Source organism: Pseudoduganella sp. R-32 (assembly GCF_049913245.1).
Lineage (GTDB): Bacteria > Pseudomonadota > Gammaproteobacteria > Burkholderiales > Burkholderiaceae_D > Rugamonas.
Window position 1 is genome coordinate 6,760,373 of sequence record NZ_CP183987.1, and the last position, 26,215, is coordinate 6,786,587.

Annotated in this window: 19 protein-coding genes, 2 tRNA genes, 3 rRNA genes and 1 riboswitch; of the genes, 9 read left to right on the forward strand and 15 right to left on the reverse strand. The window is 61.6% G+C overall.

Annotated features, from left to right (window positions below; all coding sequences use genetic code 11):
- Nucleotides 1-72 precede the first annotated feature (72 nt).
- Nucleotides 73-1,269, forward strand: a complete 1,197-nt coding sequence (locus ACN9MU_RS30975) for a M20 aminoacylase family protein (RefSeq protein WP_426319627.1) — start codon at nucleotides 73-75, stop codon at nucleotides 1,267-1,269.
- Here ACN9MU_RS30975 and ACN9MU_RS30980 read toward each other — a convergent pair.
- On the reverse strand, nucleotides 1,266-2,168 hold the full coding sequence (locus ACN9MU_RS30980; RefSeq protein WP_426319629.1) for an NAD(P)-dependent oxidoreductase: 903 nt from the start codon (nucleotides 2,166-2,168) through the stop codon (nucleotides 1,266-1,268). The two genes, ACN9MU_RS30975 and ACN9MU_RS30980, sit on opposite strands and share 4 nt — an antisense overlap.
- Before the next feature lie 137 nt (nucleotides 2,169-2,305).
- On the opposite strand from ACN9MU_RS30980, the gene ACN9MU_RS30985 reads away from it, so the two are divergent.
- On the forward strand, nucleotides 2,306-2,851 hold the full coding sequence (locus ACN9MU_RS30985) for an acyloxyacyl hydrolase (RefSeq protein ID WP_426319631.1): 546 nt from the start codon (nucleotides 2,306-2,308) through the stop codon (nucleotides 2,849-2,851).
- Nucleotide 2,852: 1 nt separating this feature from the next.
- Here the strand turns inward: ACN9MU_RS30985 and ACN9MU_RS30990 are convergent, their stop codons facing one another.
- The gene (locus tag ACN9MU_RS30990; protein WP_426319633.1) at nucleotides 2,853-3,587 is read right to left on the reverse strand and encodes an SDR family NAD(P)-dependent oxidoreductase; all 735 of its coding nucleotides are present in this window, start codon (nucleotides 3,585-3,587) and stop codon (nucleotides 2,853-2,855) included.
- Complete coding sequence (locus ACN9MU_RS30995; RefSeq protein ID WP_426319635.1) at nucleotides 3,584-4,660, reverse strand: patatin-like phospholipase family protein; 1,077 nt, start codon at nucleotides 4,658-4,660, stop codon at nucleotides 3,584-3,586. The genes ACN9MU_RS30990 and ACN9MU_RS30995 overlap by 4 nt, the downstream gene beginning before the upstream one ends.
- A gap of 22 nt (nucleotides 4,661-4,682) precedes the next feature.
- Here ACN9MU_RS30995 and ACN9MU_RS31000 point away from each other — a divergent pair, with 22 nt between their 5' ends.
- Together ACN9MU_RS31000 and ACN9MU_RS31005 are read left to right on the forward strand one after the other, a co-directional pair.
- Nucleotides 4,683-5,843 carry a phosphatase PAP2 family protein gene (locus ACN9MU_RS31000; protein ID WP_426319637.1) on the forward strand — a complete coding sequence of 387 codons (1,161 nt, stop codon included), beginning with the start codon at nucleotides 4,683-4,685 and terminating at the stop codon, nucleotides 5,841-5,843.
- Nucleotides 5,840-6,457 (forward strand): CDP-alcohol phosphatidyltransferase family protein, encoded by a 618-nt coding sequence (locus tag ACN9MU_RS31005; RefSeq protein ID WP_426343901.1) that lies wholly within the window; start codon nucleotides 5,840-5,842, stop codon nucleotides 6,455-6,457. The genes ACN9MU_RS31000 and ACN9MU_RS31005 overlap by 4 nt, the downstream gene beginning before the upstream one ends.
- Here ACN9MU_RS31005 and ACN9MU_RS31010 read toward each other — a convergent pair.
- The 12 genes from ACN9MU_RS31010 to ACN9MU_RS31065 all read right to left on the reverse strand — a co-directional run bounded on the left by ACN9MU_RS31010 (nucleotide 6,408) and on the right by ACN9MU_RS31065 (nucleotide 20,691).
- Entirely contained in the window at nucleotides 6,408-8,198 is a 1,791-nt protein-coding gene (locus tag ACN9MU_RS31010) for a bifunctional alpha/beta hydrolase/class I SAM-dependent methyltransferase (protein ID WP_426319641.1), read from the reverse strand. The genes ACN9MU_RS31005 and ACN9MU_RS31010 overlap by 50 nt on opposite strands.
- Nucleotides 8,199-8,208: 10 nt before the next feature.
- Complete coding sequence (locus ACN9MU_RS31015) at nucleotides 8,209-9,054, reverse strand: phosphatidate cytidylyltransferase (RefSeq protein WP_426166127.1); 846 nt, start codon at nucleotides 9,052-9,054, stop codon at nucleotides 8,209-8,211.
- 143 nt (nucleotides 9,055-9,197) lie between these two features.
- Nucleotides 9,198-10,913 (reverse strand): M4 family metallopeptidase, encoded by a 1,716-nt coding sequence (locus ACN9MU_RS31020; RefSeq protein ID WP_426166130.1) that lies wholly within the window; start codon nucleotides 10,911-10,913, stop codon nucleotides 9,198-9,200.
- A gap of 179 nt (nucleotides 10,914-11,092) precedes the next feature.
- A 5S ribosomal RNA gene (gene rrf / locus ACN9MU_RS31025) occupies nucleotides 11,093-11,205 on the reverse strand.
- 86 nt (nucleotides 11,206-11,291) lie between these two features.
- Nucleotides 11,292-14,163 (reverse strand): 23S ribosomal RNA (locus ACN9MU_RS31030).
- Between the two features lie 178 nt (nucleotides 14,164-14,341).
- Nucleotides 14,342-14,417: transfer RNA gene (locus ACN9MU_RS31035), tRNA-Ala, on the reverse strand.
- Between the two features lie 7 nt (nucleotides 14,418-14,424).
- Nucleotides 14,425-14,501 (reverse strand) — tRNA-Ile (locus ACN9MU_RS31040).
- Between the two features lie 67 nt (nucleotides 14,502-14,568).
- Nucleotides 14,569-16,099: ribosomal RNA gene (locus tag ACN9MU_RS31045) — 16S ribosomal RNA — on the reverse strand.
- The 16S, 23S and 5S rRNA genes sit together here with 2 tRNA genes alongside, the layout of an rRNA operon.
- Nucleotides 16,100-16,383: 284 nt before the next feature.
- Nucleotides 16,384-17,109 (reverse strand): phosphatase PAP2 family protein, encoded by a 726-nt coding sequence (locus ACN9MU_RS31050; protein ID WP_426166133.1) that lies wholly within the window; start codon nucleotides 17,107-17,109, stop codon nucleotides 16,384-16,386.
- Nucleotides 17,099-18,724 (reverse strand): phosphoethanolamine transferase, encoded by a 1,626-nt coding sequence (locus ACN9MU_RS31055; RefSeq protein ID WP_426343902.1) that lies wholly within the window; start codon nucleotides 18,722-18,724, stop codon nucleotides 17,099-17,101. The genes ACN9MU_RS31050 and ACN9MU_RS31055 overlap by 11 nt, the downstream gene beginning before the upstream one ends.
- A 46-nt stretch (nucleotides 18,725-18,770) precedes the next feature.
- Entirely contained in the window at nucleotides 18,771-20,015 is a 1,245-nt protein-coding gene (locus ACN9MU_RS31060; protein ID WP_426166138.1) for a sensor histidine kinase, read from the reverse strand.
- Nucleotides 20,002-20,691: a response regulator transcription factor gene (locus ACN9MU_RS31065; protein WP_426166141.1), complete on the reverse strand. Its 690-nt coding sequence runs from the start codon at nucleotides 20,689-20,691 to the stop codon at nucleotides 20,002-20,004. Before ACN9MU_RS31065 ends, ACN9MU_RS31060 begins: the two co-directional genes overlap by 14 nt.
- A 20-nt stretch (nucleotides 20,692-20,711) precedes the next feature.
- Between ACN9MU_RS31065 and cobT the strand changes: the two genes are divergently transcribed.
- From cobT to ACN9MU_RS31090, 5 genes are all read left to right on the forward strand, one after another.
- Nucleotides 20,712-21,746: a nicotinate-nucleotide--dimethylbenzimidazole phosphoribosyltransferase gene (cobT, locus tag ACN9MU_RS31070; protein WP_426166144.1), complete on the forward strand. Its 1,035-nt coding sequence runs from the start codon at nucleotides 20,712-20,714 to the stop codon at nucleotides 21,744-21,746.
- Nucleotides 21,747-21,752: 6 nt separating this feature from the next.
- Entirely contained in the window at nucleotides 21,753-22,520 is a 768-nt protein-coding gene (locus tag ACN9MU_RS31075) for an adenosylcobinamide-GDP ribazoletransferase (protein ID WP_426166147.1), read from the forward strand.
- Nucleotides 22,511-23,050, forward strand: a complete 540-nt coding sequence (locus ACN9MU_RS31080) for a histidine phosphatase family protein (protein ID WP_426336606.1) — start codon at nucleotides 22,511-22,513, stop codon at nucleotides 23,048-23,050. Before ACN9MU_RS31075 ends, ACN9MU_RS31080 begins: the two co-directional genes overlap by 10 nt.
- Nucleotides 23,045-23,265: riboswitch (cobalamin riboswitch) on the forward strand. Its footprint overlaps the gene before it by 6 nt.
- Nucleotides 23,266-23,334: 69 nt before the next feature.
- Nucleotides 23,335-25,173, forward strand: a complete 1,839-nt coding sequence (locus ACN9MU_RS31085) for a TonB-dependent receptor domain-containing protein (RefSeq protein ID WP_426336607.1) — start codon at nucleotides 23,335-23,337, stop codon at nucleotides 25,171-25,173.
- Between the two features lie 19 nt (nucleotides 25,174-25,192).
- Nucleotides 25,193-26,215 (forward strand): FecCD family ABC transporter permease, encoded by a 1,023-nt coding sequence (locus ACN9MU_RS31090; protein WP_426336608.1) that lies wholly within the window; start codon nucleotides 25,193-25,195, stop codon nucleotides 26,213-26,215.

The window sequence follows — 26,215 nt, forward strand, 5'->3', positions numbered from 1 at the left end:
AAAACAGTATCGTAAACGATTCCGGAAAACCGCACCGGGAGGCTAGAATGGCAAGACCGATGGAGAACAACAATGAAACTGATCGACCCGATTATCGCGTTTCAGTCCGAGTTGCAGCAGATCCGACGCGACCTGCATGCCCACCCGGAACTCTGCTATGAAGAAGAACGTACCGCCGATGTCGTTTGCGCCAGGCTGACCGAATGGGGCATCCCCTTCGAGCGCGGCCTGGGCAAGACCGGCGTGGTTGGCATCATCCGTAACGGCACCTCCGAACGCGCCATTGGCCTGCGCGCGGACATGGACGCCCTGCCGATGCAGGAAATCAACACCTTCGCCCACGCCTCGAAGCACCCTGGCAAGATGCACGCTTGCGGCCATGACGGCCACACCGCCATGCTGCTCGGCGCGGCCCACCACCTTGCCAGGCACCGCAATTTCGACGGCACCGTTTACCTGGTGTTCCAGCCGGCCGAAGAAGGCGGCGCCGGCGCGCGTGAAATGATCAAGGATGGCCTGTTCGAGCGCTTCCCGATGGATGCGATCTACGGCATGCACAACTGGCCCGGCATGGCGCAAGGCGCGCTGGGCGCCTGTGAAGGGCCGATGATGGCCTCTTCCAATGAATTCCATGTGACCGTGCGCGGCAAGGGTGCCCACGCGGCGCAGCCGCACAAGGGCATCGACCCGATCATGATCGCGGTGCAGATTGCACAGGCGTGGCAGACCATCGTCACGCGCAACAAGAGCCCATTGGATACGGCCGTGCTGTCGATCACGCAGATCCACGCCGGCAGCGCCACCAATGTGATCCCCGACGATGCCAGGCTGGTCGGCACCGTGCGCACCTTCACCACCGAGGTGCTGGACATGGTGGAAAAGCGCATGCAGTCGCTGGCGGAAGGCATTGCCGCCGCCTTCGACGCGGAAGTGGAGTTCACCTTCCGCCGCAACTATCCGCCACTCGTGAATCACGCCAGGGAAACCCGCTTCGCGCTGGACGTCATGAAGTCGGTGGTCGGCGAATCGATGGTGGACGCCAACGTCGAACCGACCATGGGCGCCGAGGACTTTGCCTTCTTCCTGCAGGAGAAGCCCGGCTGCTACATCTTCATCGGCAACGGCGAAGGCGAGCACCGCGACGGCGGCCACGGCCTCGGCCCCTGCGTGCTGCACAACGCCAGCTACGACTTCAACGACCGCCTGCTGCCGATCGGCGCCAGCTTCTGGGTGCATCTCGCAGAAGCGGCACTGCCGCAAGCCCGTTAAGGAAGCTTGTCGGCCTGCGCGCCGAGCCGCACGCCTTCGTTCAGCCGCTCCAGCGCCAGCAGCGCGGCGGAATGATCGGCGCGCGGATAGACATCCTTGATCGACTCATAGCGCTCCGTCACCAGGCTGGTGACGGGCAGCGCCACGCCCGCCGCTGCAGCGGCAGCGAGGATATTATGCTGGTCCTTCAACTGCGTCAGCACCTGCCCGCCCGGCAGGAAATTCCGCTCCAGCATGCGCTGGCCGTGCACTTCCAGCACGCGGCTTTCCGCAAAGCCGCCGCGGATCGCCTCGCGTACCGCCACCGGATCGGCGCCTGCCGCCAGCGCAAGCAGCAAGGCCTCCGCCACGATGTTGATGGTACCGCCGACGATCAACTGGTTGCACAGCTTTGCCACCTGCCCGCTGCCGGCCGGACCAACCAGCTTGGGCTTGCCCATCGCTTCCAGCACCGGCCGCGCCGCTTCGAAATCGGCCGCACTGCCGCCCGCCATGATGGCCAGCGAACCCGCTTGCGCGCCGCCGACACCGCCCGACACCGGAGCATCGATGAAGCGATGCCCGCGCCCCGTCAGCAGCGCGTGGAATGCCTGTGCCTCGTCCTGCCGCGTCGAGCTCATGTCGATCCACAGCGTGCCGGGACGCAGCGCATCGAGCGCAGCATCGATCACGCCGCCGACTGCATCGCCCGCCGACAGCATCGATACCACCACCGCCGCATCGGCCACCGCATGCGGCAGCACGTCGTCCGGGTCCGCGCCGGCGGCCGCCAGCACGCCGGCCTTGCCCGCTGTACGGTTCCAGGCCGTGACCTTGAAACCTGCCGCCAGCAGGCGCAGGACCATCGGCTCGCCCATCAAGCCGATGCCAAGAAATGCAATTCGCAGATGATGCGTCACAATAAGCTCCAGATATGCCAATATTGCAGTGATTCTAACAATTAAGGGGTCGCCTGAAAAAAATTCAGAACGAAAGTAAAATTGCCGGCATTGCCTCAGCAAATATGAAGACTGCGGCAAGGACTAGAGAGAAAAACATGCAAATCAAAAAACTGTTCGCTATTGCTGCCGCTGCATTTGTAGCGCAATCCGCTTTCGCCTTCGACACCAATTCCGCCTACGTGGAGGCCGGCTCCGCTTCCAAAATCCGCATGGTGCGCCTGGGCGCCACGCAGGACTTCAACCCTGAATGGAGCTGGTTCAATTCCAACGGCACCCACGTCACCGGCTACTGGGACGCCAGCATCGGCTTCTGGCAGGCCCGCCAATGGCTCAACGTTCACGGCGACAAGGAGAACCTCTTCGACGTCGGCTTCACCCCGGTCCTCCGCTACGAGAATACCAGCAAGAAGGGCTTTTACGTGGAAGGCGGCATCGGCGCGCACCTGCTTTCCAAGACCTACAAGAACAACGATGACGGCCTGTCGACCGCCTTCCAGTTCGGCGACCATATCGCCGTCGGCTATGTCTTCGACAACAAGTGGGAAATCGCCCTCAAGGCGCAGCACTTCTCGAATGGCGGCATCAAGAAGCCCAACAGCGGCGTCGACGTCATCATGCTGAAAGCAGCGTACCACTACTGATTCACTTCTTGCGGTAGCGCTGCACGCCCTTTGGCAGCAGGTTAAACACGCGCACCATCGCGTGCAGCTGCCAGGGGAAGATGCAGCGCGCCTGCCTGCCCGCGATGGCGCGGGTAATGCGGCGCACGGCCTCTTCTTCGGTCTGCAGGAAAGGCTTGCGCTGCGCGCTTCCGCCATTCAGGTCCCTCAGCTTCTGCGTATCGACATAACCCGGAACCACTGCCGTCACATCGATGCCGTGCGGCGCCAGCGCCTTGCGATAGGAATCGCTGATGGCAATCGCGGCGCGCTTGCTCGCGCTGTACAGCGAGCCGTTCGGATATTCGTGCAGCAGCCCGGCAATCGACGCCACCACCACCATCTGGCCGCATCCACTGTGCAGCATGGCCTGCGCTCCCGCATCGAAAGCATGGCATAGGCCGGAGACATTGGTGCGCACCACAGGCAGGCTGCGCATGCGGTCCTGCGCCAGCGCCGCGGCATCGGCATACTGTCCTGCGGTGACGATCAGCAGGTCCAGCCCTCCTTGCGCGAAATCGCCGACCGCATCGAACACTGCCTGGCGGTCGCCGATGTCGAAGCCATAGCGCCGCAAGCCGGCTTGCGCGGCGATGGGATGCCCGTCCAGGCGCGACGGATCGCGCCCGCACAAGGCCAGCTCGGCGCCCTGCTGCGCATAGTGCCCGGCCAGGGCCAGCCCGATGCCGCTGGTTCCGCCGATGATCATTACCCTCATTGTCTTCCCCTGTTGAACCTCGTTGCGTGGCGCAGGCGCAGCCCCGGACTGGCATACGCTTCCATGCCGCGCTGGTAACCGTACTGCCATTGCGCCTCGACGTCGTTCGCATACTCCGCCAGGCTGGGCGGCATCACCAGCCTGATGCGGTTGCCCAGCCAGTCGATGCGCTTTCGCATGCCGCAGCCGCGCAGCGCGCTCGATATGTCGCTGGTGTCGACCCAGGCATGGGCATGCTGCGCGTGCACGTGCTTCAGCCGCGCGTTGCCATCGATGCCGAGAACCTTGCGCAGCGCCGGAATTGCCAGCGCCTGGCCGAACGGCGGCTTGGCTTCCATCGTCACGTGCCGTGCCAGGCCATGCGCGATCTCGATCGGGAACAGGTCGATCACGCCGCCCATATAGTGTTCGCCGCCATGCTGGTGGCAGGCGAAATAGAGCATGTCCGTGATCGAGCTGCGCACGGCGTCGGCAACCGGCATGGCGCTGTCCAGCAGCAGCCCGGGCGCGACCGCGCCGCAGCTCCATGCGGGCGAACTGGCCGGCGCCTGCCATCCTTGCAGCAGGCTGCAGGCGCGGTCGGGGCCTAGCAGGACTTCCGCGAACAGGGCGCGGTCGCCGCGCGCCTGGCCCGCCTGCTCCCGGCCGAACAGCAGTTTCGCTGCGACGATGGCAAGTGCCGGGGACTGCGGGCGCGCCGCCGGCAACGGCAGCGCTGCCGGCAGCTCGAACATGTAATCGTCGAACACGTCGGGCACACGGCTGGCCCGCCCGCGCGACAGGCCGCGCAGCAGGGCCGCTCCCAGCACCGGCAGCGCACGCACGTGCGGCGCTGCGCGCATGCGGCACAGGAACTGGTACATCTCGGGAGAGGCAAGCCACTGCTTGCGCTGCGCGGCATCCGGCAGGGCATGGATGATGGCTGCCGCCAGCGAACCTCCGCAACTGGCGAGGATGATGTCGGGCGCCATGCCGCTGTCTTCGGCCGCAGCGTGCATGCCAAGGTAATAGCCGAAGCGAAATCCTCCTCCCGCCATCACCATGCAGCGCTCGTACTTTTGATCTTCACTCATATCACGTGACATAATGCCATGAATGCAACTCCTGCACCTGATCATCAACGCCCTGCTATTCGGGCTTTGCTACACGCTCACGAACCTTGCTGCCGAAACGGCGCAGGTCCAGCGCACGCTGGCGCTTCCGTTCGAGCAAGCCATCCCGTTCCTGCCGTGGATGATCATTCCCTATGCCAGTTCGGGGCCCTTGCTGGCCTGGGCCTTCTTCAAGGTCCGCAAAGGAGACGCGCTGCGTGTTTATAGCCGCCGCCTGATGCTCGCCACCGTCGCCGCCAGCCTCGTGTTCGCGATTTTTCCTGCCCGCTTCCCCGCCGCCAGGGTGCTGCCCGAGCACGCGTTCCTGCAGCTGGCCTATGGCTTGCTTGACGCCTCGGACCGGCCCTACAACCAGTTCCCGTCCCTGCACATCACCTACTGCATCCTGCTGTGGCTCGCGCTGCGGCCAGCCATTGCCAGCCGGACCTGGCGCATTGTGCTGGCGTGCTGGCTGCTGCTGGTTGGCGCCAGCACGCTGCTGACCTGGCAGCATGCCGTGGCCGATATCGCCGGCGGCATCGCCCTGGCGGCCGCCGCCTGTCACGCAGTGCGCGCCGGCGCCACCGCCCGCCAAAGCGTCGCGTTCTACTACGCCATCATGGCAGGACTGGCGCTACTGGCCGCCAGCCTGTTCGCGCTCGCGTGGCTCTGGCTCTATCTGGCCGCCAGCCTGCTGCTGGTGGCCCTGGCATACGTCCGCCGCAACGCGGCCTTCCTGCGCAAGAACCAGGGCCGGCATCCACCCTGGATCTGGCTGCTGTTCTGGCCCTACCTTGCCGGCTACGCCGTCACCTGGCTGCTGGTGCGCTGGCGCCAGCATGGCAAGCCGCCTTTCGCGCAGGCGACCGATGGCCTGTGGGTAGGCCGCCGCCTGAGCGCCAGCGAAGCGCAGCAACTGCCGCCGGGCTGCAGCATCATCGACCTGAGCGCAGAACTCAGCGAAACCGAACTGCTGCGGCGCGGCCGTTACCGGCACCTTCCCCTGATGGACCTGCAGGCCCCAAGCCGCCAGCAGGTTCGTACCATCCTTGCCGCTATCGACACCGAACGCAGCCAGGGCCGCCCGGTCTACCTGCACTGCGCGATGGGTTACAGCCGCAGCCTTTTCATCGCCCGCATCTACCTTAACTCCTACACTTCATGAGCATTTCGATCTACCAGCTTAAACCGCGTTTCCAGCAACTGCTGCGTCCATTCCTCAACCTGCTCACCCGGCTCGGCATTACGCCGAACCAGGTCACCCTGGCAGCCATGGTGCTGTCGGTAGGCTACGGCGCGGCGCTCGCATTGGCGCCGCAATGCCTTGGCCTTTGGCTCGGCCTGCCCTTCTTCCTGCTGTTGCGCATGGCGCTGAATGCCATCGATGGCATGCTGGCCAACGCGACCGGCAACAAGACAGCCCTGGGCGCTTTGCTGAACGAGTTGTGCGACCAGGTGTCCGACGTTGCGCTGTACCTGCCAGCGGCCTTGCTGGCGGGCGTCTTCACGCACCTGCTGGTGCTGGTCGTGGTGTTTGCACTGCTGGCCGAATTCGCTGGCGTACTGGCCAGCAGCATCGGCGTCGCGCGCCGTTTCGACGGCCCGATGGGCAAGAGCGACCGCGCCTTTGCCTTCGCCCTGCTCGGCCTGCTGGTCTGGGCAGGCGTTGCGCCGGTCTGGCACAACGCCTTGCTTGCGGTGGTGCTGTTGCTGTCGCTGGTGACGGTATTTAACCGCCTGCGCCAGGCGCTGCGCCTTTCTCCGCAAGTGAAACAGTAAAGATACCTTCCAGCCCGATCATTGTTCGCAGCTTGCGGCAACCGGCCAGCGCGACCAGGCCGTCCATCTCGGCCTGCGCACGCGGGCGCATACGCCACGGCTCGCCGCGGTGGTTGGTCAGCGTGTAGGCGATCATGTCCAGCTGCGGGTGCCATGGCTGGCCGGTGTACAGCAAGCTGCCGCCTTCACGCAAGCTGGCCGAGACGCCACGCAGCGACTGCAGCACCATCGTGTTGTCGCTGAACAGCTCGTAGAGGCCCGATACCACGGCGATGTCGTAGCGGCCTTCCTGGCCCTGGTAGCTGTCGGCGCTGAAGGCATCGCGGCGGCAGTATTCGATGCGGGCGCTGACCTGCAGCTTTTCCGCCAGCTTCCTGGCCTGGTCCAGGTTGTGCTGTTCGTAGTCGCACAGCGTGACTTCGATCTCGCGGTCCTGGAAGCGCTTGACGGTCTCCAGCACGTAGCGCGCGGAACCTGCGGCGATGTCGAGGATGCGCACCGGACCAGGGCCCTGGTGGGCCGCGATCTGCTGCGCCAGCATCTGCTGCATCTGCACCTTGCGCAGGCGGATGCCGCGCCATCCCACGGCATCCAGGTAGCCGCGGTCCATGATGCCGCCGAAGCCAAGCTTGCCGTCCGCCTGGTTGCGATAGACATAGTCCAGCGATTCGCCCGAATCAAAACCGTGGCGCAGGCCGATCTTCATGCCATCGCTCAGCGGGCCCATGAGCTTCAGCATATTGCGCTGCAAGCCGAACCAGGCGCGCGTCAGCGCATTGCCGGTCCGGTTGTCCTGCAGCGCGGCGTAGTGCTGCGCACCTTGTCCTTCCCGGTCGGCAGCCGCGAAACGCACCGGCGATGCCGGCTGCGATGCGTAACATTCGTCGATAAAGCTGCGGCTTGCCTGCATCGCAACGGAAGTGTCTTCCTCGTAGAAGATGGCGTGGCGGCAGCGCTGTAGCCTGACATAACGCTTCATTTGCGAAGACAGGCGCTCGAAGAACAACTTCTGCGGCGCTTCATGCACGACATAGTCCTGGTCGGCGGCCAGCATCAGCACCGGCGTGTCGATGGCGGCGGCATCGTGCACGATGCGTTGCGCCGTATCGGCAAGCTCCAGCAGGATCTGGGCCGAGATGCTCTTGGCGATCAGCGGGTCTTGTTCATAGGCGCGCGCCTGCTCCGCCGAATGCGTCAGCATGGTCGAACGAATATAGCTGGTCACGAACAGCTCCGGCTTGAAGCGCCGCGCAAAGCGCAGGCCCGGCTTTGCCAGCGGCACATACAGCTTGATCGCAAAGGCCGCGGCAGCCATGACCAGGCCGCGCACGCGCGGAGCATAGTCATGCAGCCAGGTCGCCGCCACGACAGCGCCAACGCTGTTGGCGATGACCAGCACATCCTCGATCGCAAAGCCATGCTTGCTGCAGAGATGGCGCACGAAGGTATCCAGGTCTTCCACCATGGTGGCGAAACTTGGCGCGGAGCCGCGCTCACCCGGCGAATAACCGTGTCCGCGCGCATCGTAAGCAAAAGCCCAGTCGCCGTGGAAGCCGAATTGCTCGACCAGCGTGCCGATACGGCCGGAATGTTCATGCCCGCGATGCAGGAATACCAGCGCACGTGGCGCTCCGCTACGCGGCGCCAGCGGCATCCAGCTACGGTAGAACAGGCGCGTGCCGTCGGCCGCTTCAAATCCGGACTGGCTCTCACTCCAGGCAAGGCCTCGTTCAATCTTCATTCTTTTTTCCTTATCGATAATTGAGCAGCAGGTAAAGCAGTGGCGCCGTCACCACCAGGCTATCGGCGCGGTCCAGCATTCCGCCGTGGCCGGGAATCAGGTTTGAAAAGTCCTTGATGCCAAGCTTGCGTTTCGCTGCGGAGAACATCACGTCGCCGGCAAAGCCGCCAAGGGACAACAGCACCGCGATCGCCGCCATCCAGGCTGGCCGGCCCAGGCCGAAGTAGGCGCCCATGGCGAGCGACAGCAAGACGGAAACCACGACGCCGCCCAGCAAGCCCTGCCAGGTTTTCTGCGGGCTAATCAGTGGCACGATTTTCTGCTTGCCGAACAGCTTGCCACTGGTGAACTGGGCGATGTCATTCAAGGCCGTCACGATAAACAGGTAGAACAGCCAGGACAGGTTTTCCCTCGGCCCGAAAGGCAGCTGGACAAAGGCGGGGACGAAGCTGATGCCGAAACAGGTCAGCGCAAACAGCAGCCAGGGCAGGGCAGCCAGTTCGCGGGAGTGCAACAGGTACACAGCAGCGGCGCCAGCGGCCAGGGCGAATGCCATGGGCAGGAAAGCCGGCGCGTAAGTGCCCGCGCATGCGGCCATGAACAGGCTGGCGATGGCAGCGGTCCGGAAGCGGCCGGACGCCTGCCCGCAATATGGTGCAAGCTCCCGCGCAGCCAGGCCGCAAATGACGAGTGCAAGCAACGGCGCCCCAACCGGATAGAGGATCAGGCCGCAGCTGACAATGGGGAAGATGAACCACCAGGCATTCACCTGGTCACGCAACTGGCTGGTACGCGAGCCAAGCGCCAAACCCACACCCGTTGAAACGATACCCAGCAGCACATACAGGGCAGCCATTGCGTATCCAAGCTGCGCATTGAAGATTCCATTCATGACTTGCATTTTGCCAACAAGTGGACGATGCACAATCACACATTGTCACGACGCGCAAAAAAAAACCGCCAGGTTGCCCCGGCGGTTCCTGTGCATCGCTGCGCGGCTTATTCTGCCACGTCGGCGCCCACGTTAATGGCAGCGTAGGCGCGCTGGACTGCTTTCGCTTCGGCGCTATTGGCGCCGTATAGTTCCTGCGCTGCTGCCAGCACTTTCAAACGAGCGTCCGCGTAGTTGGTCGACGACGTGAACTTGGTGGTGTTCGCGCGGAACCAAATGCGGTAAGCCTTGTCGATGCCGATACCGGTCATGTTCTTAGGCTGCTGGGTCAGGTATTGGGAGTAGTAGTCGCTGCTCGAATTGGAGCTCGAACCCATGGCCAGGAAGTAGAACATGCGGTTGTTCGGGCCGCTGCTGTAGTGCACATCCAGGCGCTTGATGGTGGACTTCCACGCATCAGGCGACTTGCCATCCTTGCTTGGCTTGTACAGCCAGCGCAGCGGCTGGCCGTTCTTGGAAATTTCCTTGCCCATCACCCAGTCGTTGCCCGATGGGACAGGCAGCGAAGTACCGGTGCCGCCGGCGCGGGCGTAGGCTTCCACCGCTTCGCCCGAAATGTCGGACGAGGACTCGTTCAAGCCGCCGGATTCGCCGCGGTAGGTCAGGTTGGAGGTGGCGGCGGTGATGCCGTGGCCCATTTCGTGGCCGATCACGTCGATCGAACCCAGGTTATTGAAATAGGATCCGCCGTCGCCGATGAACATGCACTTGCAGCTGTCGGAGTAGTAGGCGTTGTCGTAGGCGGTGTTGACGTGCACCGCGATATAGGTCGCGGTATTGTTACCGTCGAGCGAAGACCAGTTCAGCACATTCTTGTGCATGTCGTAGGTATTCATCAGGCCCCACAGTGCATTCACCGCAGCGGTCTGGCCGTTGGCGTTGGTGGTGCTGCCGCCGGAAATGTACTGCTTGCCGTCGCCCCAGATATTGGTGGCGTTGGTGTACACCGCGCCGGCGCTGGTGCCGTGATTGGCGTTGGTGATCGCCATGGCGCCGAAGGTACCGCCGGTGCCGCGGCTGCCGTCGATCATCTTGTACACGCCGCCGGACAGGGTGGTGTTGATCGGCACGTCGCCGTTGTACTGACTGTGACCGGTGCCGACCACGTTCTGCATTGCGCTCCACTGATCGAGGATACGGCCATCGCGTGCGCTGACGACGGTGTCATGGAAGGCGCCGTGCTTGCGGGTCTTCACAATATAGGCCAGCTCATAGCCGGCAACGACGTCCTGCACGTCAACCGCGTTCAGGTCAGCCTCAGCCTTGTTCTCGGCGCCTGGGGCGCGCACGGTCTTCATCAGCGGGAAAATAACCAGCTCGGCGGATGGCGGATCGATCTCCGCGCCGAAGGCCGACACGCTGCGGCTGGCCTTGGCGATCGCGGCTTTACTGCTGATGGAAGGCTTTACATCGAAACGCTTACCCGACAGGCCCTGGCGGCGTTCGCCGACCGATTCGCTGACGATATTGCCGCCCTGGTCGGTGACCACAACGGTTTCGGATTCAAAGATGCGCACGCCCTTGTAGGTGTGGTTGATGCGGCTGATTGCCCTGCCCTGCTCGCCAGGGTGCTGGCTGGCGATGGCGTAGCCGTGATCGGCATCCAGGCCATATTTGCCCCGCTCACCGTTCAGGGTGGAGACCAGGCGTGCTTTCTCCTGGGCGGAGAAGGCAACAGGGCTGGCCATCATGCTTGGGGCGGCGCTGGCTTGTGCAGCAACCATGGCGATCGCGGCTGCGATCAGGCTTTTGCGAAATTCCATTTTTGTCTCCAAATGTCCCGATGAGGTAGGGTGTTGATGGGAATCTAACACTATCGGGGCCTGGAGGCTGAGTCAAAATTTCTACAAATTGAGACATATTTTTGTTGCTTGTCTCGGATACAACTTTCGAAAGCAAAAAGGCCCGCTAGCTTATGCTTAGCGGGCCTCTTCTAATAAGAGCCTGACGATAACCTACTTTCACACTGGTTGCAGCACTATCATCGGCGCAGAGTCGTTTCACGGTCCTGTTCGGGATGGGAAGGGGTGGGACCGACTTGCTATGGTCATCAGGCATGACTTGTCAACAATCGGGAAGAAGTAAAAGTGGGGGTAGTGTTCTCAAACACTGTGTAAGTGCTACATAACCGTCAAGGTTATAGGGACAAGCCGTACGGGCAATTAGTATCAGTTAGCTTAATGCATTACTGCACTTCCACACCTGACCTATCAACGTCCTGGTCTCGAACGACCCTTCAAGGAGCTCAAGGCTCCGGGAAATCTCATCTTAAGGCAAGTTTCCCGCTTAGATGCTTTCAGCGGTTATCTCTTCCGAACTTAGCTACCCGGCAATGCCACTGGCGTGACAACCGGTACACCAGAGGTTCGTCCACTCCGGTCCTCTCGTACTAGGAGCAGCCCCCTTCAAATTTCCAACGCCCACGGCAGATAGGGACCAAACTGTCTCACGACGTTTTAAACCCAGCTCACGTACCACTTTAAATGGCGAACAGCCATACCCTTGGGACCGGCTACAGCCCCAGGATGTGATGAGCCGACATCGAGGTGCCAAACTCCCCCGTCGATATGAACTCTTGGGAGGAATCAGCCTGTTATCCCCAGAGTACCTTTTATCCGTTGAGCGATGGCCCTTCCATACAGAACCACCGGATCACTATGTCCTACTTTCGTACCTGCTCGACTTGTCGGTCTCGCAGTTAAGCACGCTTATGCCATTGCACTATTAGCACGATGTCCGACCGTACCTAGCGTACCTTCGAACTCCTCCGTTACCGTTTGGGAGGAGACCGCCCCAGTCAAACTGCCTACCATGCACTGTCCCCGATCCGGATCACGGACCAAGGTTAGAACCTCAAACAAACCAGGGTGGTATTTCAAGGATGGCTCCATAGGAACTGGCGTCCCTACTTCAAAGCCTCCCACCTATCCTACACAGATTGGTTCAAAGTCCAATGCAAAGCTACAGTAAAGGTTCATGGGGTCTTTCCGTCTAGCCGCGGGTAGATTGCATCATCACAAACACTTCAACTTCGCTGAGTCTCGGGAGGAGACAGTGTGGCCATCGTTACGCCATTCGTGCAGGTCGGAACTTACCCGACAAGGAATTTCGCTACCTTAGGACCGTTATAGTTACGGCCGCCGTTTACTGGGACTTCAATCAAGAGCTTGCACCCCATCATTTAATCTTCCAGCACCGGGCAGGCGTCACACCCTATACGTCCACTTTCGTGTTTGCAGAGTGCTGTGTTTTTATTAAACAGTCGCAGCCACCAGTTTATTGCAACCTTTTCGCCCTTCCACAGTAAAGTGGTCAAGCTACCGAGGCGTACCTTATCCCGAAGTTACGGTACCAATTTGCCGAGTTCCTTCTCCCGAGTTCTCTCAAGCGCCTTAGAATACTCATCTCGCCCACCTGTGTCGGTTTGCGGTACGGTCTCGTATGACTGAAGCTTAGAGGCTTTTCTTGGAACCACTTCCGATTGCTTCGTGAGCAAGCTCACTCGTCCCAGTCCCTTGAATTACGCGCCCGGATTTGCCTAAGCGCCTTCTATGAACCAGGAACTGCCTATTCCAACAGGCAGACAACCTTCCGCGATCCGTCCCCCCATCGCATCATACGACGGTGCAGGAATATTAACCTGCTTCCCATCAGCTACGCATCTCTGCCTCGCCTTAGGGGCCGACTCACCCTGCTCCGATGAACGTTGAACAGGAAACCTTGGGCTTACGGCGTGCGGGCTTTTCACCCGCATTATCGCTACTCATGTCAGCATTCGCACTTCTGATACCTCCAGCATCCTTTACAAGACACCTTCGCAGGCTTACAGAACGCTCTCCTACCATATCCTTGCGGATATCCGCAGCTTCGGTGACTGGCTTAGCCCCGTTACATCTTCCGCGCAGGACGACTCGATCAGTGAGCTATTACGCTTTCTTTAAATGATGGCTGCTTCTAAGCCAACATCCTGACTGTTTTAGCCTTCCCACTTCGTTTTCCACTTAGCCAATCTTTGGGACCTTAGCTGGCGGTCTGGGTTGTTTCCCTCTTGACACCGGACGTTAGCACCCGATGTCTGTCTCCCAAGCTCGCACTCAACGGTATTCGGAGTTTGCAATGGTTTGGTAAGTCGCGATGACCCCCTAGCCATAACAGTGCTCTACCCCCGTCGGTGATACTTGAGGCACTACCTAAATAGTTTTCGGAGAGAACCAGCTATTTCCAAGTTTGTTTAGCCTTTCACCCCTATCCACAGCTCATCCCCTAATTTTTCAACATTAGTGGGTTCGGTCCTCCAGTGCGTGTTACCGCACCTTCAACCTGGCCATGGATAGATCACTTGGTTTCGGGTCTACACCCAGCGACTGGCGCCCTGTTCGGACTCGATTTCTCTACGGCTCCCCTATCTGGTTAACCTCGCCACTGAATGTAAGTCGCTGACCCATTATACAAAAGGTACGCCGTCACCCCTTACGAGGCTCCGACTGTTTGTATGCACACGGTTTCAGGATCTATTTCACTCCCCTCCCGGGGTTCTTTTCGCCTTTCCCTCACGGTACTGGTTCACTATCGGTCGATTACGAGTATTTAGCCTTGGAGGATGGTCCCCCCATGTTCAGACAGGATTTCTCGTGTCCCGCCCTACTTGTCGTACGCTTAGTACCACCGCTTGGATTTCATGTACGGGGCTATCACCCGCTATGGCCAGAGTTTCCAATCTGTTCCATTATCCAAACGACTATCACGTACAGGCTCTTCCCATTTCGCTCGCCACTACTTTGGGAATCTCGGTTGATTTCTTTTCCTGCAGCTACTTAGATGTTTCAGTTCGCCGCGTTCGCTTCACACACCTATGTATTCAGTGAGTGATGACCTATAAGGCCGGGTTTCCCCATTCGGAAATCTTCGGATCAAAGCTTGTTTGTCAGCTCCCCGAAGCTTATCGCAGACTTCTACGTCCTTCATCGCCTGTAATCGCCAAGGCATCCGCCATGTGCACTTATTCACTTGTCCCTATAACCTTGACGGCTACAGGTTCAAGCACTTACTACTGTGTTTGATGAGTTTTACTACTACCCTAAGTAATATCTTTCGATATCGCTTAATAAAACTTTTACTTCTTCCAGATTGTTAAAGAACGATGAACATTTAAGCGTTCAAACCTAAGCGGCTACGCTTACGTTTGAAAACTTGGTGGAGGATGACGGGATCGAACCGACGACCCCCTGCTTGCAAAGCAGGTGCTCTCCCAGCTGAGCTAATCCCCCATTGGTTTGGTAGGGCTGGTTGGGCTCGAACCAACGACCCCCGCGTTATCAACACGGTGCTCTAACCAGCTGAGCTACAGCCCCAACATTGCTGTTCTTCGTATTACAACAGTCGATAAGTGTGAACGTTTGAGTCTGATGCCGACTCTAGAAAGGAGGTGATCCAGCCGCACCTTCCGATACGGCTACCTTGTTACGACTTCACCCCAGTCACGAATCCTACCGTGGTAAGCGCCCTCCTTACGGTTAAGCTACCTACTTCTGGTAAAACCCGCTCCCATGGTGTGACGGGCGGTGTGTACAAGACCCGGGAACGTATTCACCGCGACATGCTGATCCGCGATTACTAGCGATTCCAACTTCATGTAGTCGAGTTGCAGACTACAATCCGGACTACGATACACTTTCTGGGATTAGCTCCCCCTCGCGGGTTGGCGGCCCTCTGTATGTACCATTGTATGACGTGTGAAGCCCTACCCATAAGGGCCATGAGGACTTGACGTCATCCCCACCTTCCTCCGGTTTGTCACCGGCAGTCTCATTAGAGTGCTCTTGCGTAGCAACTAATGACAAGGGTTGCGCTCGTTGCGGGACTTAACCCAACATCTCACGACACGAGCTGACGACAGCCATGCAGCACCTGTGTGCAGGTTCTCTTTCGAGCACTCCCGGATCTCTCCGGGATTCCTGCCATGTCAAGGGTAGGTAAGGTTTTTCGCGTTGCATCGAATTAATCCACATCATCCACCGCTTGTGCGGGTCCCCGTCAATTCCTTTGAGTTTTAATCTTGCGACCGTACTCCCCAGGCGGTCTACTTCACGCGTTAGCTGCGTTACTAAGTCAATTAAGACCCAACAACTAGTAGACATCGTTTAGGGCGTGGACTACCAGGGTATCTAATCCTGTTTGCTCCCCACGCTTTCGTGCATGAGCGTCAGTTTTGACCCAGGGGGCTGCCTTCGCCATCGGTGTTCCTCCACATCTCTACGCATTTCACTGCTACACGTGGAATTCTACCCCCCTCTGCCAAACTCTAGCCTCGCAGTCTCCATCGCCATTCCCAGGTTAAGCCCGGGGATTTCACGACAGACTTACGAAACCGCCTGCGCACGCTTTACGCCCAGTAATTCCGATTAACGCTTGCACCCTACGTATTACCGCGGCTGCTGGCACGTAGTTAGCCGGTGCTTATTCTTCAGGTACCGTCAGCAGTCGTGGGTATTAGCCACGACCTTTTCTTCCCTGACAAAAGAGCTTTACAACCCGAAGGCCTTCTTCACTCACGCGGCATTGCTGGATCAGGGTTGCCCCCATTGTCCAAAATTCCCCACTGCTGCCTCCCGTAGGAGTCTGGACCGTGTCTCAGTTCCAGTGTGGCTGGTCGTCCTCTCAGACCAGCTACTGATCGTTGCCTTGGTGAGCCTTTACCTCACCAACTAGCTAATCAGATATCGGCCGCTCCAGGAGCACAAGGTCTTGCGATCCCCTGCTTTCATCCTTGGATCGTATGCGGTATTAGCGTAACTTTCGCTACGTTATCCCCCACTCTTGGGTACGTTCCGATATATTACTCACCCGTTCGCCACTCGCCGCCAGGCCGAAGCCCGCGCTGCCGTTCGACTTGCATGTGTAAAGCATGCCGCCAGCGTTCAATCTGAGCCAGGATCAAACTCTTCAGTTCAATCTCTGTTTTTGCCGCATTTCTGCGGCAGGTCACTCACTCAAAATACTGACGAAATCTCATAAAGAGATTTACGTTTAATTTTGTGCGAGCGTTATAACGTATATTTTGAGCATCGGACCCGAAGGTCCGGGCATATCGTCAAACGCCCACACTTATCGACTGTTGATTTTTAAAGATCGCTGCCTTATCGTTGACAAAGCGTTGTGTTTGTCAGCAGCAGAGAAGCGAGATTATGCGGTACAGCGTGCAACTCGTCAACCCCTTCTTTTTCTCGTTTCGCTTTACTGATTTGTCAGTGCTGCGTTGCGAGGGACAGAACTATAACCAAACGCCTGGTGTTTTGCAAGTAAATAGTTCGCCATCACGACTGCGCAAGCGATCCAGGCCGACCACAATGTATGCGTAAGGAAGTGGGCACCGCGCAGTTGCTGCACAAAGCCGACCCCTAATGCAAACGCCATCGTCAAGGCGCCCACGCCAAAGGCCTTGCGCGGCTGATCCGGCCACCAGAAGGCCGACAATGCAATCAGCCACAAGGCGCTGGACGCGTGCCCGCCCGGCAGGCAGTGGCCCGCTTCGACACCGGCCGGCATCAGTTCGAGCAAGCGGATATAAGGCGCGTGGCCGCCATAGCGTTCCAGGTCCCACGGGCAATGCGAGGTGCTGGCCCGCTTCAGCAGGCTCACCACGACCGGTACACTGATGGCCGACATGCCTAGAACCCTTACGCCCAGGCGCTGTGCAGGAACCCAATGCAGCTGCGGACGCCAGATGTCCCACAGTGCCAGCACCACGGCGCCGCCGGCCATGCATGACAGCAGGGCCTTGAGGATGACATGGTTGAATTGCTCGGTAAACCAGGTGTGCTGCAAAGGGAAGACGCCACGCGCGCGGTCGTACACCAGGTCTGCCAGGCGCAAGTCAACGTCCGTGAACTGGCCGAGCAGCAGGATCAGGACGGCCGACGCGGCCAGCGCCAGCAATCCCCAGGATTTCTTAAGCATCATTGATACACGCATGGAACATGTCTAACTTGGGGTTGTAAACAGCGGTATTCACATTCAGCATGCCGAGCGTGGAATGGAATACGTTATCGTGCGAGAACGGCTGGCTGCTGCGCGCGGCCAGGCAGTTGCGGTCAAGGTGGAAGCGCTGGCTGAAACCGTCCGACAGCCACAGCATCATCGGCACCTTGCGCTGTTCCTCCGGCGAAAAGATGTACGGAGCACCATGCAGGTACATATTCTTCTCACCCAGCGATTCGCCATGGTCGGAGAAATACAGCATGGAAGCCGGTACCCCCGACTCTTTCAGCACCTTGATGGTCTTGTCGAGGAAGTAATCGGTGTACAGGATGGTGTTGTCGTAGGCTGCCGTGATTTGTTCGCATGTGCACTGCTCCAGTTCATTGGTCTGGCATACCGGGCCGAACTTCTTGAATTCGGGCGGGTAGCGCTTCCAGTACGCAGGGCCATGGCTACCCTTCTGGTGCAGCACGATGACCAGGTCCCTCCTGGCGTCGCGGATCAGCTCCGGCAGTCCTTCGAGCAGGTGTTCGTCGTAGCACTCTTCGGAATTGCACAGCGCATTGCCGGCGACAGGCTTGGACATGTCTTCAAAGCGCACACGGTCGCACACTCCCTTGCAACCGGAATTATTGTCGCGCCAGATCACCTCGAGCCCGGCGTGCTGCAGCACGTCCAGCAGGCCTTCCTTGCTGCGCGCCTTGTCTTCCGAATAATCCTCGCGCGTGAGGTCGGAAAACACACAGGGGACCGAGACCGCCGTGGCAGTACCGCACGAGCTCACATTCGTGAAGTTGACCAGCGACTGCACTTGCGCCAGGCGCGGGTTGGTTTCGCGCCCATAGCCGTTCAAGGAAAAATTCATGGCGCGCGCAGTCTCGCCGACCACGATGATGGTCACCGTACGCTGGCTGGTGCCCGCCGCGGCCCACAAGCTGCCTCTGGCGGCATCCGTGCCGAGGGGCGCAATCACGGTCGCCGTCGCCCATTTGCGTTTGAGGTAGCTGTTCGTAGCCTGGAACACATTGGTAGGCGTCAGCATGAAGCGCAGTTCGCGGTGTTCGCGAATGGCCGGCGCCAGGGTTTTGAACAGCACGATCAACAAGCCGGCAGCAAGCAGCAGCGAACCGGCCACCAGCCCAGTATTGACCAGCACCTCGCGACGCAGGGAACCATAGCGCACCGGCAGCCGCCAGATCAGCCACGACGGGATCACGCCCAGCAGCAGCACCGATTGCACCAGTTTCCAGCTAAACAATTCGCCGGCTTCGCGCACATCGGTTTCCACCACGTTCTGCACCATGGAGGCATCGACCACGATGCCGTACTGGGACATGAAATAGGCCGTCAATGAGGACAGCAGCAATAGCGCGATCACAACAGGCTTGAACAGGCCGCGGAAATTCACCAGCGCCAGCACCCCGTTGAACACCAGCACCAGCAGCAGCGCGGATCCAAGATAGACCAGCAGGTTGGCGAGCTGGAACCCGCCCGTAGCCGACACGAAGCCCTTCCAGAAGCTGATGTTATAGATCAGGACCAGGAAGGAAGCTGTGGCAAGGGGAAGAAAGGCGGAATGAATGCGAGGAAATTTCATCCTCGCACGATAGCTTGCAGTAGGTAAAGGCTACGTCAAGGCGGCGTTAAGATTGCGTTAAATCAGCTGGGAAGCCGATGGAGAAACGGGTACCGCCGCCCTCGCGTTGCTGGACATGCAACTCGGCGCCAAGATACACACAGATGCGCTGCACCAGCCCCAGGCCGAGGCCGGTGCCGGACGAGGCGCCATCGCCTTCCGGGCCCGATTCGCCGCGCAGGCGCGCCAGCGCTGCCGCAGGCAGGCCTGGCCCGGTGTCTTCCACCACGATCGAACGCTGCTCCAGGCGCAGCACGACTTCGCCCCGCTCCGTGTAGGCGCATGCGTTGCGCAGCAGGTTTCCGATCGCGGCCTGCAGCAGCTCGCGCGAGCCGTGGACGGTGAAGTCGGCTCCATCCAGATAGCGCAAGGTGACCGGCTTGCCGGCCACCAGGGGCTGGCAACGCGTGGCTTCGTATTCCGCCAGCTCGGCAACCGACTGCGGCGGCGCTTCCAGGCCTTGCGGCGAACGGGCCAGGCGAAGCAGCACGCTGGCCACGTCGCTGGCTTCGCGCGCGGCGCGGTAGATCCGTTCGGCCGGCGCTTGCAAGCCAGGCTCGCCCTCGGTACGCGCGATCAGCACTTCCGCCGCGCCGCTGATCACGGTCAGGGGCGTGCGCAATTCGTGGCTTACGTCCCCGGTGAAGAAGCGTTCACGGTCAAGGAATTGCTTGAGCTCTCCGGTGCGGCCGGCAAAGGCGCGCGCCAGCACGCCCAGTTCGTCGTTGCGCTCAAGGCAGGGCAATTCTTCCTGGCGCTGTTCGACCGCCTGCGAGAGCAGCGTCATCGGCGTGACAATACGGTTGGCGAGGAAGCGCGCCAGCACCAGCGAACAGATGACAAAAGTGAGGAAGCCTGCAGCGAACATCGAATAGACCACGATCTCGATCGTTTCATATTCGCTATCGTGATCCACCACGACGAATTCCCCATGGCCATCGTTCCCGGCCAGCACGTGCAGGTCGGTTCCATCGACTGTGATCTCGCGCACGCCATGCGGCAGCCCGCGCAGCGAGCGCGGGATGTCGGCGCCGTGGTGGAAGGTCAGGCCGGCCGGCATCTGCACCGGCATGCCGCCGGTATGGCGCGGGGCGGCCCATAACGCCACTTCTTCCAGGCGCTCGTCGACCAGTTTTTCCTCGATGCCTTCCACTGCCAGGGCGGCAATAACGGCAAACACGGCGGAGACTGCGACCGCGAAGGTCATGTAGGCGCCGACGATGCGTCGGCGCAGCGAATCAGTTTTCTTCATCTGCGTTCACCAGCTTGTAGCCGATGCCCGGGATCGTGCGCAGCATGGCAAAAGGATAAGGTTTGTCCAGCGCCTGGCGCAGCGCATGGATGTGGGTGCGCAACGCGTCGCTGTCGGGACGCTCGTCGCCCCACACCTCATGTTCCAGCGCATCCCGCGTAACGACGCGCGGTGCTTCCTTCATCAGGCTTTTGAGGATGGTATAGCCGGTGCGGGTCAGCCCCAACGGGCGTCCGGCGCGGCGCACCTCGTAATTGACAGTATCGAAAGTCAGGTCGCCGAACTGCAGCACCGGCGCCGCTGCCTGCACGCCGCGGGCGCGCCGCACCAGGGCGCGCAGCCGGATTTCCAGCTCCACCAGTGAAAAAGGCTTGACCAGGTAGTCGTCGGCGCCGCTCTCGAAGCCTGCGACCTTGTCTTCCAGCGTGTCGCGCGCGGTCAGCATCAACACCGGCGTGGCCTTTCCAAGCTCGCCGCGCAGCTTGCGACACAGCTCCATGCCGTTCAGGCCGGGCAACATCACGTCCAGCACCACGGCGTCGTATTCATGCTCGGTTGCCAGCGCCAGCCCACCGTAGCCATTGGCTGCCGTATCCAGTACGTAGCCCTTGGGCTCAAGGAAGCCGTACAGGTTGGCGACAATATCCTTATTGTCTTCAATGATAAGTATGCGCATACGGGCATTATAATTCCGCGATGACCATCCCACACATCACCCCACTCAAAGACGAAGCGCTCGCGGCCCGGCTGGATAGCGCCATCAACAACAAGACCAAGCCACTGGGCAGCCTGGGAGCGCTGGAGGCGCTGGCACACAAGGTCGGCATGATCCAGCAGACCACCAGCCCGCAGCTGCGCGAGCCTGCCATCCTGGTGTTCGCGGGCGACCATGGGGTGGTGGCGGAAGGGATTTCCGCCTTCCCGCAGGATGTGACCTGGCAGATGGTGGAGAACTTCCTTGCCGGCGGCGCCGCCATCAATGTCTTCGCGCGCCAGAACGGCTGCGCGCTGAAAGTGGTGGATGCGGGCGTCAAGCATGATTTCGGGACGCGCGAAGGCCTGGTTAACCGCAAGATCGCCCCAGGTACCGCCAATTTTGCGCAACAGCCGGCCATGTCGGTGCAGCAGTGCATGGAGGCGATCGAGTGCGGCATGGACCTGGTGGCCGAGCTGCCGGGCAATGTGCTGGGCTTCGGCGAAATGGGGATCGGCAATACCACCTCCGCCGCCGCGCTGATGCATCGCCTGACCGGCACTCCGGTCGCCGATTGCGTTGGTGCCGGCACCGGCCTGGCGCCGGAAGGCGTGCTGCACAAGCAGCACGTGATCGAAGCCGCCATGGCCCTGCACGCCGATGCGCAGGGCGGGCTGCAGGCGCTGGCTGCTTTCGGCGGCCTGGAAATTGCGATGATGGTCGGCGCCATGCTGAAGGCAGCCGAACGGCGCATGGTGCTGCTGGTTGACGGCTTTATCGTCACCAGCGCCCTGCTGGTCGCGTCGCGCGTGCAGCCGGCGGTGCTGGATTACTGCGTGTTCTCGCATTGCTCCGACGAGAATGGCCACAAGCGCATGCTGGACTTCCTTGGCGGCCGCCCGCTGCTGAACCTCGGTTTGCGCCTGGGCGAAGGCACAGGCGCCGCGCTGGCCGTGCCGCTGCTGCATGCCGCCGTCAACTTCCTGAACCAGATGGCGACTTTCGAGTCGGCCCAGGTCAGCGAGAAGTCCGAGTAAGCGCCCATGCAGCAGTTGCGCCTGTTCTTCATCGCACTGCAATTCTTCACGCGCCTGCCTATTCCTCGCTGGGTCGGTTTCGAGCCGGCCTGGCTGCACCATGCCTCGCGCTACTTCCCTGCCGTGGGACTGGTGGTGGCGGCGATTGCGGGCGGAGTGTACGCGGCGGCGGCGCTGGTGCTGCCGCCGCTGCTTGCCGTGCTGCTTTCCACGGCCGCCGGCATCTATGCCACCGGAGCCTTCCACGAGGACGGTTTTGCCGATAGCTGCGATGGCCTGGGCGGCGGTCACACGCGCGAGCGCGTGCTGGAGATCATGAAGGATTCGCGCATCGGCGCGTATGGAGCCATCGGCATCGGCCTGATGCTGGCAACCAAGGTGGCGGCGCTGGCCAGCATGCCGAAGCTGGCGGTGCTTGGTGCCCTGCTGGCGGCCCATCCGCTGTCGCGCCTCATGGCCTGTTCGCTGATCTGGCGCATGGAGTATGCGCGCGCGGAGGGCAAGGCCAAGCCGCTGGCGCAGGAAATGCGCGGCGGCGAGTTCGCCATCGCGACGCTGACGGCCGCGCTGCCCGCGGCGGGCGCGCTGGTCGTGGGCTGGCTGCCGCCGGCTGCATTGGGCGCCGGCCTGGCCGGCATGCTGCTGGCGACGCTCTGGCTGGCGCGCAAGTTCCGGCAACGCCTGGGCGGCTATACTGGCGACTGCCTTGGCGCTGTCCAGCAATTGACCGAAGCCGTGTTCTACGTCGCGGCACTGGCCTGCATGTGGAACTGATCCTCGTCCGCCATCCGCAGCCCGATGTCGCGCCCGGCCTGTGCTACGGCAGCAGCGACATTCCGGCAGCAGCGGACGCCCTGGCCGCCGGCCACGCCGCCCTGGCGCCGCAACTGGCCAGCGCCCTCACCCGCGGCTACCGCCTGTACTCCAGCCCCCTGCGGCGCTGCACGGCCCTGGCCTCCCTGCTGGGCGCCTTCACGTCCGACCCGCGCCTGGTGGAAATGGATTTCGGCGCCTGGGAGCTGTGCAGCTGGCCCGACGTCGCGCGCGCCGAGGTCGATGCCTGGGCCGCCGACCTGCTCGATTACCGCCCTGGCGGCGGAGAAACCGTGCGCGAGGTGGCGCGCCGCGTGCAGTCCTTCCTCGATGAGTTGCAGCACGACGCCATTGTCGTCTGCCACGCCGGCACCATGCGCCTGATGGCGGCCATCGCCGCCGGTGAGCCCTTGCAGCAGGCGGCCGCCAGGCCAAACCACATCAAGTATTGCGGGATCCTTCGCTTGTCCTGGCCAGCCAAGTCCGTATAATGGCGGGGTTTTGGTGCCCGCAATCGAATTCTCGAATGCAGTTAAACGGGAAACACGGCGCTGTCCCTGACAGCCAACGTGTGCTGCCCCCGCAACGGTAAGCAAGTGCCGCCTTCAATGTGCGGCAGCGACCTCCCGGCCACTGTGCGCAAGCATGGGAAGGCCAGGCCGCCAGACTTGCCAGCCCGGATACCGGCCAGACCAGGTGGGAACGCGCCCTGCGCCCGTTCCTGTTCATGCCGGCTTACGGGGACGTGGGCCGGCGGCTCGTTACGAAAGTTGTCATGTCCTTTCCCCTTACCCGGCAAGCGGCCATCGCGTCGCTGGCACTGGCCGTTGCCGCACCTGCCGTCGAAGCACAAACCCAGGCTGCCGTACTGAATTCCGTGCTGATCACCGCCACCCGCACGCCGCAAGCAGCACGCGACATCATCAGCGACACGCTCAGCATCGGCCCAGAGGAAATCGCGCGCAGCGGCGCCGGCTCCATCACCGAACTGCTGCAGCGCCAGCGCGGCATCGAAGTGAGCCGCAACGGCGGACCGGGCACCAATGCCAGCGTGTTCCTGCGCGGCTCCAACGGCAACCAGGTCATCGTCCTGATCGACGGCGTACGCATCGGCTCCGCCAGCAGCGGCGCGGCCGCCTGGAATGCCATTCCGCTGTCCGCCGTCGACCATATCGAAGTCGTGTACGGCCCGTTGAGCACCCTGTACGGCGCCGATGCCATCGGCGGCGTGGTGCAGATCTTCACGAAGAATGGCCAGGGCAGCCCGGCGATCGATGCCGGCGTATTGGCAGGCACTTACGGCACCCGATCCGGCACCGCAGGCATTGCCGGCAGCGCCGGCGCCTTCAACTATGCCCTCAGCGCGGGCAAGGAACGCTCCGGCGGCTTCTCCGCCACGCTGCCGGCCAGCTCCAGCTACAACAGCGATGACGACGGCTACGACCGCAAGCACGCCAACGGCCAACTGGCCTGGCAGGTCGCGCCCGGCCACGAGCTGGGCGTGCAGTTCCTGCATAGCGACCAGGAAGCGGATTACGATAGCGGCACCAAGGTGCGCGCCTGGAGCACGCAGAAGCTCGACACCGCCGCGCTTTACTCGCGCAACCGCCTGAGCGACGCCTGGCAGATGACGACGCAAGCCGCGCAATCGCGCGACAAGTCCGGCAGCTTTGCCGCCACCGCCAGCCAGATCGATACCAAGCAGACCCAGTTCAGTTGGCAGAACGATATCGCGCTGGGCACCGACAGCCTGCAGCTGCTGGCCGAACACCGCAAGGAAGAAATCGAATCCAACACCGCCGCCCTGGTGCGTGAGCGCAGCACCACTTCCTGGGCCGCCAGCTACAACATGAAGCGCGGCGACCACCTGCTGGCCGCCGCCGCCCGCAACGACGACAGCTCGCAGTATGGTTCGAAGAGTACCGGCTCGCTGGGCTACGGCTACCGCATCACGCCGGGCCTGCGCGTCAACGCCAGCTACGGCACCAGCTTCCGCGCGCCGACGTTCAATGAGCTGTACTACCCCGGCTACGGCCTGCCGGCCAATCGCCCGGAAGAAGGCCGCAACCGCGAAATAGGCGTCCACTTCGAACAGGGCGGCACAGCGCTGGGCGCCGTGGCATACCGCAACAAGCTGACCGACCTGCTGGTGAACATCGCCCCTTGTCCGCTGCCCGGCTTCCGCCTTGGCTGCGCCTACAACGTCAACCAGGCCACGCTGGAAGGCATCTCCCTGTCGGCACGCCAGCAGCTGGGCAGCAATTTCACGCTGTCCGCGAGCGCCGACCTGCAGAACCCGCAGGACGACATCAGCGGCAAGCTGCTGGTGCGCCGCGCCAAGCGCCACGGCAACCTAGCGCTGGAATATACTGCGGGCAGCCTGAGTACCGGCGCCGAGTGGCAGCTTTCCGGCTACCGTTTCGACGATACGGCCAACCGCAACCGCCTGGGCGGCTACGGCTTGCTGAACCTGTATGCGGCCTGGGAATTCGACCGTTCCTGGACTGCCACCCTGCGCTGGAACAACGTGGCCGGCAAACACTATGAACTGGCGCGCAATTACGCCACCGCCGGTTCCACCGTGTATGCCGGCCTGCGCTTCAGCTACAAATAAATGAGATAAGCTGCCCGCTATGCATCCACTTTCCGCCAACCTGCGCATGCGCGCCGTCACCGTCATCATCCTGCTGGTGCTGTTATCGCTGGCCAGCCTGGTTGCCGCCGGCATGATCGGTTCGGTCAGCATCCCGCTGGCCGACATGCCTGGCGCGCTGCGGGAGTTCATCAGCGGGCAACCGACCTCATTGCCTGGCCACTTGCTGGGCCTGCGCGCCGAACGCGCGGCGACGGCGTTTGTCACCGGCGCTTCCTTGTCGCTGGCCGGCGTGATGATGCAGGCCTTGCTGCGCAATCCGCTGGCCGACCCTTATGTGCTGGGCATTTCGTCCGGCGCATCGGTTGGCGCACTGGCGGCATTGCTGTTCATGTGCGCGGCGTGGATGGTGGATGCCGCCTCCTTCGCCGGCGCGGTCGTGGTATCGATGATGCTGTACTTCCTGGCGCGGCGCGACCTGCGCGGCGGCACCGCCGCGGAAGGCGGCACTGCCCTGCTGCTATTGACCGGGGTGATCCTGTCTTCGGGCTGCATCGCCCTGGTCACCCTGATGCTGTCGATTGCGCCGGAAAGCCGCCTGCGCACCATGGTTTTCTGGCTGATCGGCGACCTGTCCGGTTCCCCGATCCGCTGGCTGCCGTGGATTGTGCTGGCCGGCGGGATGGCGTTCGCCCTGCGCGCTGCACGTTCGCTGAACGTGATGGCGCTGCATGCGGAAGCGGCAGCCACCCTGGGCATCCGCGTGAGCGCGCTGCGCAAGGGCCTGTTCTTCTGTTCCGGCCTGCTGACCGCCAGTGCTGTAACAACGGCGGGCAGCATCGGCTTCGTCGGCCTGATCGTGCCGCACGCTTGCCGGTTCGCCTTCGGCCCCGACCATCGCCTGCTGGTGCCAAGCGCCGCGCTGGTCGGCGGCGCCTACCTGGTGCTGGCCGATACTGTGGCGCGTACCATCATCGCGCCGCAGCAACTGCCTGCGGGCGTGGTCACTGCGCTGGTGGGCACGCCGGTCTTCCTGTACCAACTGCACCGGCTGAGGAAATAA